This window comes from Sphingopyxis sp., assembly GCF_036402335.1.
GTDB lineage: Bacteria > Pseudomonadota > Alphaproteobacteria > Sphingomonadales > Sphingomonadaceae > Sphingopyxis.
Map to the genome: position 1 here is coordinate 1 of NZ_DASWTD010000080.1, position 7472 is coordinate 7472.

The window sequence follows — 7472 nt, forward strand, 5'->3', positions numbered from 1 at the left end:
CGGCGAGGTCGCCGAAACCGATACCGCCGTAGGGTGCGAACCAGCCGTCCCGGTCGTCGAGCGCCTGCGGCGGAGCCACGGGCGCGTCGGTATCGCGGAGATGGAAAACACGCACGTCCGGGTTGCGGCGATGGATGAAGAAAGCGAGCGCGCCATCGCGCGGTCCGCATCCGTGCCACAGGTCCGGCGGCAGGCCAGCGCAGTCGATCTGCGCGAGGAAGTCGGCGGGCTCGCCGCCGATTTTTGGCCATTCCATGCCGCCGGGCAGCCGTGGCCGGCCGCCAAGCCAGCTCGACGTCGATATCGCGTCGCGCGGCGGGATTTGCGGGACCAGTCGGAGTGTGACCGCCTCAGCACCGGGTTCGCCGATCTCGGGCTCGTCGCTGCCGGCCTCGTCAATGCTTTCCTCTTCGTCGGTGTCGGTGCCGTGCGCGTCGGCATCGCGCGCTACTTGCTCGACCTCGGCTACCTTCGACTCGAGCATGGTCTCGACGCTCGCCGACTCGTGATCGGCAACCGGATCGGGCGTCGATCGGGATTCACCGTCATCACCGCCACCGTCGCTCAGCTGGTCGAGCGGCGTCTTGCGGCTGATCCGCGCGAGCCGTGACGGCGCCATCTCGACATGATCGAGTTCGGGATTCGCCTTGCGGGGCAGCTTCGGCAGCCTGGGCAGCCGGCTTTCGCCAGGGGCGCGGGGCGGACGGGGAGCGCGCGGTGCGGCAGGGGCCGTGCGCGGACGCCGCAGCCACCATATCGCCACGACGATCGCCAGAAAGACCAGCGTGGCGCCGGCGAGCGTCAGCGCTGCCGATTGAAGCTGGTCCATGGCGTATCTCCAAATATGCGCGGCGCCGCACCTTTCCGGCGCCACATCGGAGCAATCTAGCGCATGGACCTAAACAGTTGGTAAGCGGCGGCGATCAGAGCCAGCCGGCGAGTTCGCGGCGCACCAGCGCTTCCAGCATCGCCTTGCCCGGTGCGTCGGCGTTGAGGCAGGGGAGATAGGCGAATTGCCGCCCGCCTGCCGTCTCGAACTGCTCCCTGCCACGAATCGCGAGTTCCTCGAGCGTTTCGAGGCAATCGGCCGAAAAGCCGGGCGCGAAGATCGCGACGCTGCGGCCCTCGCGTCCAAGCTGTTCGAGCCGCGCGTCGGTCGCCGGCTCGAGCCATCTGGCGCGCCCGAAGCGCGACTGGAAGGCGACCTCGACGGGGCGGCCGAGCGCATCCGCCAGAAGGCGCGCAGTCGTTTGGCACTGGTCGTGATAGGGATCGCCGAGCGTGCGCGTTCGCTCGGGCATGCCGTGGAAGCTCGCGAGCAGCACGTCGGGGGCGAAATCGAGGGCCGCGAGCCCCGCTTCGACCGATTGCCCGAGCGCGTCCAGATAGGCAGCGTCGTCGTGATAGGGCGGCAGGAAGCGCAGCGCCGGCTGACGTCGCAACGTCTTCAGATGCGCGCACACGGCGTCGACCACCGTCGCGGTGGTCGCGGCGCAATATTGCGGATAGAGCGGTGCAACCAGAATTCGTTGACATCCCGCTGCCATCAGCGCGTCGATCGCCGGGCCGATCGCCGGTTCGCCATATCGCATCGCATAGGCGACCTGCGCCGGCTCGCCGAGCGCAGCCCGTAATGCATGGGTTTGGGCGCGCGTGATCGCGGCGAGCGGCGAGCCTTCATCGGTCCATACCTGCGCATAGGCATGGGCCGATTTCTTCGGCCGCGTCGGCAGGATGACCCCGCGCAGGATCGGCTGCCACAGGATTTGCGGGATTTCGACGACGCGGCGATCGGACAGGAATTCGGCGAGATAGCGTCGCACCGACCGCGCATCGGGCGCATCGGGGGTGCCGAGATTGACGAGCAGCACGCCGATCTGCGTCGGCACGCTCACGCTGGATGCGCCGATAGCGGGATACGGCGGACGCGGCGGCCGGTCGCCGCGAACATCGCATTGGCGATCGCGGGCGCAACGACGGGTACGCCGATTTCGCCGAGCCCGCCCGGTTCGCGGTCGCTGTCGATGAATTCGACCAGAATCTGCGGGGTCTGCGACAGGTCGGGCAATCCGAGCTGGCCGAGCTTGCGTGCGGTCGCGACGCCGCCTTCATAGTCGGTGGTCGCGCCCACGGCGGCGGCGAGGCCGAAAATCAGCCCGCCTTCGATTTGCTGGCGCGCGATCACCGGGTTCACGAGCCGGCCGGCGTCGACCACCGCTACCAGTTGCTCGACCCGCAACCCGCGGTCGCTTTGCCGTGCGGTCGCCATCAGCGCGATATGGCTGCCGCGCATCGAGTGGCACGCCAATCCTTGCGATGTCCCCGACAACCCGCCCTCCCAGCCGCCGAGGCTGGTCGCGGTGAGCAGGCAGCGCGCGAGCTGGGGCGCATTGCCGAGCATCGCCATGCGATAGGAAAGCGCATCTGTTCCCGCGCGCGCCGCCATCTCGTCGACGAAACATTCGGTGAAAAAGGCGGTGTAGCTGTCGGCATTGCCGCGCCAGCGTCCGGTCGGCAGCCCGATATCGGCGGGGCAATGATCGACCGCCATGTGCGGTATCGCATAGCCGCTTGCCGCACCCTCGACCGCGGCCGCATCGGCGCTGCCCGCCGCGGCGCGTTGCGCGACGTCGGCGGGCGTGCCCGCAAACAGGCGTTCGCGCACCTCGTGGTTGGTTGGCGGCACCGCGATGCGCGTGACCAGCGCGTCGATCCCGCCCGCGGCGTTGAGCGTCGCGGTGAGCCTGGCTCGCGCCGGTGCGCGCGGCGGCAGGCGCATGATTTCTTCGGCGCGCGACCAGGCGAGCTGAACCGGGCGCTTGATCTGGAGCGCGATGATCGCCGCCTGCACCGCCACACTGTGATCGAGGCACGCGTCAAAGGATCCGCCCGCCATCATCGGGAACAGGACGACATTGCCCCGCGCGAGACCGGTGGCGGCGGCGATCGCGTCGCGGCATTGCGCGGGTGCCTGCGTCGCGACCCAGACGCGTATCCGCACGCCGTCGGGCGCGGCGGTGGCAGTGCGCGTTTCAATCGGTGCGTGCAGCGCCGGGGCGACGGCATATTCGGCAGCGATTTTCGTGCGGCCCGACATCGCCTCTCCGACGTCCCCGACGCTGCTCATGCGATATCCGTCGTCCTTCAGTGCGGCTTTCAACGCCTTGTCGATGCCGTCGGTCGAAACCGGGATGCCTTCGGTCTCGAACACCGGCGCGAAGCGGTCGAGCGCGCGGTTTGCGGCCCACCAGTTGCGCGCGACCGCGGCGACCCATCGATCGTGCGTGACGACATGGAGCAGGCCGGGCGAGGCCAGCCCCGTCTTGCGGTCGATCGCCTTCAGCCGCGTCGCGCCGAGCGGTCCCTGCCGGATCGCCGCAAAGACCATGTCGGGCACGCGGATGTCGCCGGCATAATTGGCCGACCCGTCGATCTTGGCGGGCAGGTCGAGTCGCGTCAGCTCCTTGCCGTAGAGCGGGTCGGCGCTGCTCGCGCGATAGACGGGCTCGACGGGCGGTTCGAGCGTCGCCGCAATCGCCGCGACTTCGCCGAAGCGCAGCTTGTTCCTGCCGAAGACGACAAAGCCGTCCTGTGTGTCGCATTCTTCCCAATTGGCGTCCCAGCGCTTCGCCGCGGCCATCATCAGCAGCGCCCGCGCCTGCGCCGCCGCGGCGCGGCACGGGCCTTCGAACATGCGCACCGACGAGCCGTTCGCGGTGAGCATCACCGCGTTGCGCACGGCCCATTCGCGACGCGCCCAGCTGCGCACGTCGGACACGAAATCGGGAACGCCCGCACGCGGAGTGAAGGTGGCGCTATCCTCGTCGACGAGCAGCGTGTTGGTATAGAGCGGATTGATCGGGGCGGTTTCGACCGCGATCGTACGCCAGTCGGCACCGAGTTCGTCGGCCATGATCTGGGGGAGCAATGTCGTAACGCCCTGACCCATCTCGCATTGGGGGACGATCGCGCTGATATGTCCGTCGTCGCCGATCTTCAGGAAAGCGTTGAAGACATGCTCGTCGGGCGCGGCGGTCCGGTTCGGCCGATACTCGCGCGGCCACAGGCCCCACGCGATGGCAAGCCCTCCCGCCGCGGTCGCGCCGACCAGCATCTGGCGGCGGCTGACGCGCGGCAGGCGCGATTTGTTTTTCCCCACAGTGTCGCGAATGCCGACCATCGACGACGCTGATAAGCGGCGCGAGTCGGCGACGCAAAGCCTTTTGGTCTATCGCGGCCGCGCCCGCGTGACCGTCATTCGGACAGCGCGAAATCGACGCGCACCGAAACCTGCGATTCGCTGACGCCCGGATTGAAGGGCGGGGCGGCTGCGGCGGCTTGGGGGGCAACCCGGTTGGCGGCGTCCATTTCATAATAGGGCATGGGCGGCGCATTGTCGCCGCCGTCGCGGATCGTCAGCACGCGCTTGATCTTGAGCCCAGCGGCACCTGCATAGGCCTCGGCGCGCGCCCGCGCCGCGCGATAGGCGGCGGCATAGGCCGATTTGGTCGCGGCTTCCTGATCGGAGACGCGCAGCGTCGGGCCCGACAGGACGTTGGCGCCCGCCTGCGTGGTTGCGGCGACGGCCTCGCCTGCCTTGTCGACCGTGCGCATCCGCACCTCCACCTGGTTCACCGCTTCGAACTTGCCCTTGTTGGCGCCCCAGTCGATCCGGTTCACGGTGAGCTGGCGGGTCTGGAGGTCCTTGCTCGCGACGCCAAAGGCCTTCAGCGCTTCGGTCACTTTAGTCATCGTTTCGTTGTTCTTCTGCGTCGCGGCTTCCGCCGAGGCGGCGATCGTGCTGACCCCCGCGGTGAAGCGCGCTTCGTCGGGCCGCGTCTCGGATCGCCCCGTCGCCGAGACCGACAGCAAGGTTTCGTCATGCCCGACGCCGCGCGGGTCGGGCGCCTTTTCGCCGCACGCGCCGAGCGCGAGCAAAGGGATCAGCATAAGGGTCTGGGTGCGCATGGTTTTTCTCCCGTCCGGTGCCGGGCTAGCGCATGACGGGCGAAAGGGTTCCCCTTACCAGCCCCACGGCGCGGGCGGCGGCGTCACCGGTCTGGCATAATCGAACGCGACGCGGAAATGTCTTCCTTCGCGGTTCAGTCCGTAAGTGAAGCCGTTGCCGGTGGTTTCGACCGACCAGATGTTGCTGTTCGAAACGCTGCGGCCGGTCGCCGTGAACATCGCGATCGATTCGGCATCGACGGGGAAGGTCTGACGCGTCGCGCTTCCCCTGTCTGCGGTGTCGCCGCCATAGAGCGTGACCGCGTCGGGTGTGCCGTCGGCGTGGCGATGATCGTGCTTGAGCCGCAGGCCGGTGGTTGTCCGGCTGATGATCCACGTCCGCGACCGGTCCCAGCCGCCGTCGGGGCCAAGCCCGCCGATATGGAATGGGATTTCGATGCGGTCCGCTGAGCAATGGCGGATATGCATCACCATCGTCTTGCCGCGCATCTCGGCGTCGGCGTCCTGGTCGCTTGCGAGCTTGCCGGTATAGGCCTTGCCGCAGTGCGCCGAGAGCGCATCGAAGAAGGCATTTTGCGGGCTTTCCGCCGCCGATGTCGTTGCGCAGCCCGCCAGCGCCGTTGCGGCGAGCGCTGAAACCGCTGCCTTCACTTGAGTAGGCCGAGCCGAGGGACTTCGATCTTGGGGCAGCGGTCCATGACCACGGTCAGTCCGGCGGCCTCGGCGCGTTTCGCTGCGGCCTCGTTGATGACGCCGATCTGCATCCACACTGCCTTGGCGCCATGGACGATCGCCTCGTCGACCGCGGTGCCGGCATCTTCGCTGTTGCGGAAGATATCGACGAGTTCGGCGGGGGGCTCGACGTCGGCGAGCGTCGCGACGACGGGCGCGCCATGGATCGTCTTGCCGGCGTGGCCGGGGTTGACCGCGATCACGTCATGCCCCTGACGCACGAGGAAGGCGAGGACGCCGTTCGAGGCGCGCGCGGGATTGGGCGAAGCGCCCACGACCGCGATGCGGCGCTTCTGCCCGAGCAGTTCGCGAATCTCGTTTTCATCGTTAACCGCCATCATCGCCCCTTTCGTGTGTTCAGCCAGTCGGCGACCTTCGCCGCTATCGCGTGGAACGGCTCGCCTGCCGGGTCGGTTCCGGCCGCGGGCGGCACGCCGCCATCGCTCGCGAGGCGGATGCCCATCGACAGCGGCACGCGGCCGAGGAAGTCGAGCCCCATTGTCTTCGCCGCCGCTTCGGCGCCGCCGCTGCCGAACGGATCACTGACCTCGCCGCAATGCGGGCAGGCGTAACCCGCCATATTCTCGACGAGCCCGATGATCGGCACGTCGGCCTGCTCGAACAGGCTGATCGCGCGCGTCGCGTCCATCAGCGCCAGGTCCTGCGGGGTCGACACGATCACCGCGCCGGCGGGCTTGTGCTTCTGGATCATCGTCAGCTGGACGTCGCCGGTACCCGGCGGCAGGTCGACGACGAGCGTGTCGATCTCGCCCCAGCTCGCATCGACGAGCTGTTCGAGCGCCTTGCCCGCCATCGGGCCGCGCCACGCGATCGCCTGTCCGGGCGCCGCGATCTGGCCGGTCGACAGCATCGGCACGCCATAAGCATTGGGAACGGGGGCAAGCTTCGATCCGCGCGCTTCGGGCTTGACGCCCTCGCTGTCCATCAGACGGGGCTGCGACGGGCCATAGATATCGGCGTCGACCAGCCCGACCTTCACGCCCCGCCGGCGCAGCGCGACCGCAAGGTTCGCGGCGAGGGTCGATTTGCCGACGCCGCCCTTGCCGCTGCCGACCGCGATGAGCGTCATCGCTTTTTTCTCGGCGGTCATCGCGATGCGCACTTGGCGCACGCCAGCCTCGGCGAGCAGGCCGGCGCGCAGCCTGTCTTCGAGCGGTTTGCGGTCCTCGACGGCAATCCCCGACACGTCGAGGACGACGGCGAGCAGCCCCTTGTCGTCGAGCAGGCGGAGCCCCGAGGCGCGCCCTTCGCTAAGCTCGGATGCGGCGGCGGTCAGGCGGGCGATATCGGCGCTTTGCTCGGTCATGTCCGGCGCAGATAGGCATGATCCGGGCGATTGCCAGCCATTTTCGCGCGCACCCCCTGTTAATCGCGCCCGCCGACCCTATAAAAGCCTTATGAACGACAAGATTGACGGCAGCATGGGACGCCGCAGCCCGAGAGGATTGCGGCAATTTTTCCATCAGATCAGCCAGATGGCGAATAGTCCCTGGGGTAGCGGCCCCGGCAAGGGCGAGGGTGACGGCGGCAAGGGCGGCGGCGACGGCAAGAAGCCCGGCCCGCGCAATCCATGGGTTACCCCCGATCCCGCCGACCAGCGGCGCGCGCAGAAGCCGCGCGGCCCCTCGGCGCTCGACGAACTGCTGCGCAAGGGGCGCGGCGGGTTCGGCGGCGGCTCGGGCGGCAGCGGCCAGTTCAATTTCGGCGATTCGGCCAAGTTCTGGAAATGGGGCGTGGTCGGCGTGGCCGTC

7 protein-coding genes and 1 pseudogene are annotated in these 7472 nt (G+C 68.5%); 1 reads left to right on the top strand and 7 read right to left on the bottom strand.

Annotation, left to right across the window (positions count from 1 at the left end):
* The 7 genes from VGD20_RS02410 to VGD20_RS02440 form a co-directional block, all read right to left on the bottom strand.
* On the bottom strand, positions 1 to 829 hold an 829-nt coding region (locus VGD20_RS02410; RefSeq protein ID WP_331132927.1), incomplete at its 3' end, for a DUF1963 domain-containing protein.
* 94 nt (positions 830 to 923) lie between these two features.
* A complete protein-coding gene (hemH, locus tag VGD20_RS02415; protein ID WP_331132928.1) occupies positions 924 to 1895 on the bottom strand; it encodes a ferrochelatase in 972 nt (323 codons plus the stop codon).
* The gene (locus tag VGD20_RS02420; RefSeq protein ID WP_331132929.1) at positions 1892 to 4180 is read right to left on the bottom strand and encodes a xanthine dehydrogenase family protein molybdopterin-binding subunit; all 2289 of its coding nucleotides are present in this window, start codon (positions 4178 to 4180) and stop codon (positions 1892 to 1894) included. Before VGD20_RS02420 ends, hemH begins: the two co-directional genes overlap by 4 nt.
* Before the next feature lie 74 nt (positions 4181 to 4254).
* A complete protein-coding gene (locus VGD20_RS02425) occupies positions 4255 to 4968 on the bottom strand; it encodes an SIMPL domain-containing protein (RefSeq protein WP_331132930.1) in 714 nt (237 codons plus the stop codon).
* 54 nt (positions 4969 to 5022) lie between these two features.
* A complete protein-coding gene (locus tag VGD20_RS02430) occupies positions 5023 to 5619 on the bottom strand; it encodes a hypothetical protein (protein ID WP_331132931.1) in 597 nt (198 codons plus the stop codon).
* Entirely contained in the window at positions 5616 to 6038 is a 423-nt protein-coding gene (locus VGD20_RS02435; protein ID WP_331132933.1) for a CoA-binding protein, read from the bottom strand. Before VGD20_RS02435 ends, VGD20_RS02430 begins: the two co-directional genes overlap by 4 nt.
* Positions 6038 to 7027: an Mrp/NBP35 family ATP-binding protein gene (locus VGD20_RS02440; protein ID WP_331132932.1), complete on the bottom strand. Its 990-nt coding sequence runs from the start codon at positions 7025 to 7027 to the stop codon at positions 6038 to 6040. The genes VGD20_RS02435 and VGD20_RS02440 overlap by 1 nt, the downstream gene beginning before the upstream one ends.
* 91 nt (positions 7028 to 7118) lie before the next feature.
* On the opposite strand from VGD20_RS02440, the pseudogene VGD20_RS02445 reads away from it, so the two are divergent.
* A pseudogene (locus tag VGD20_RS02445) lies at positions 7119 to 7472 on the top strand (protease modulator HflK); the annotation flags it as partial.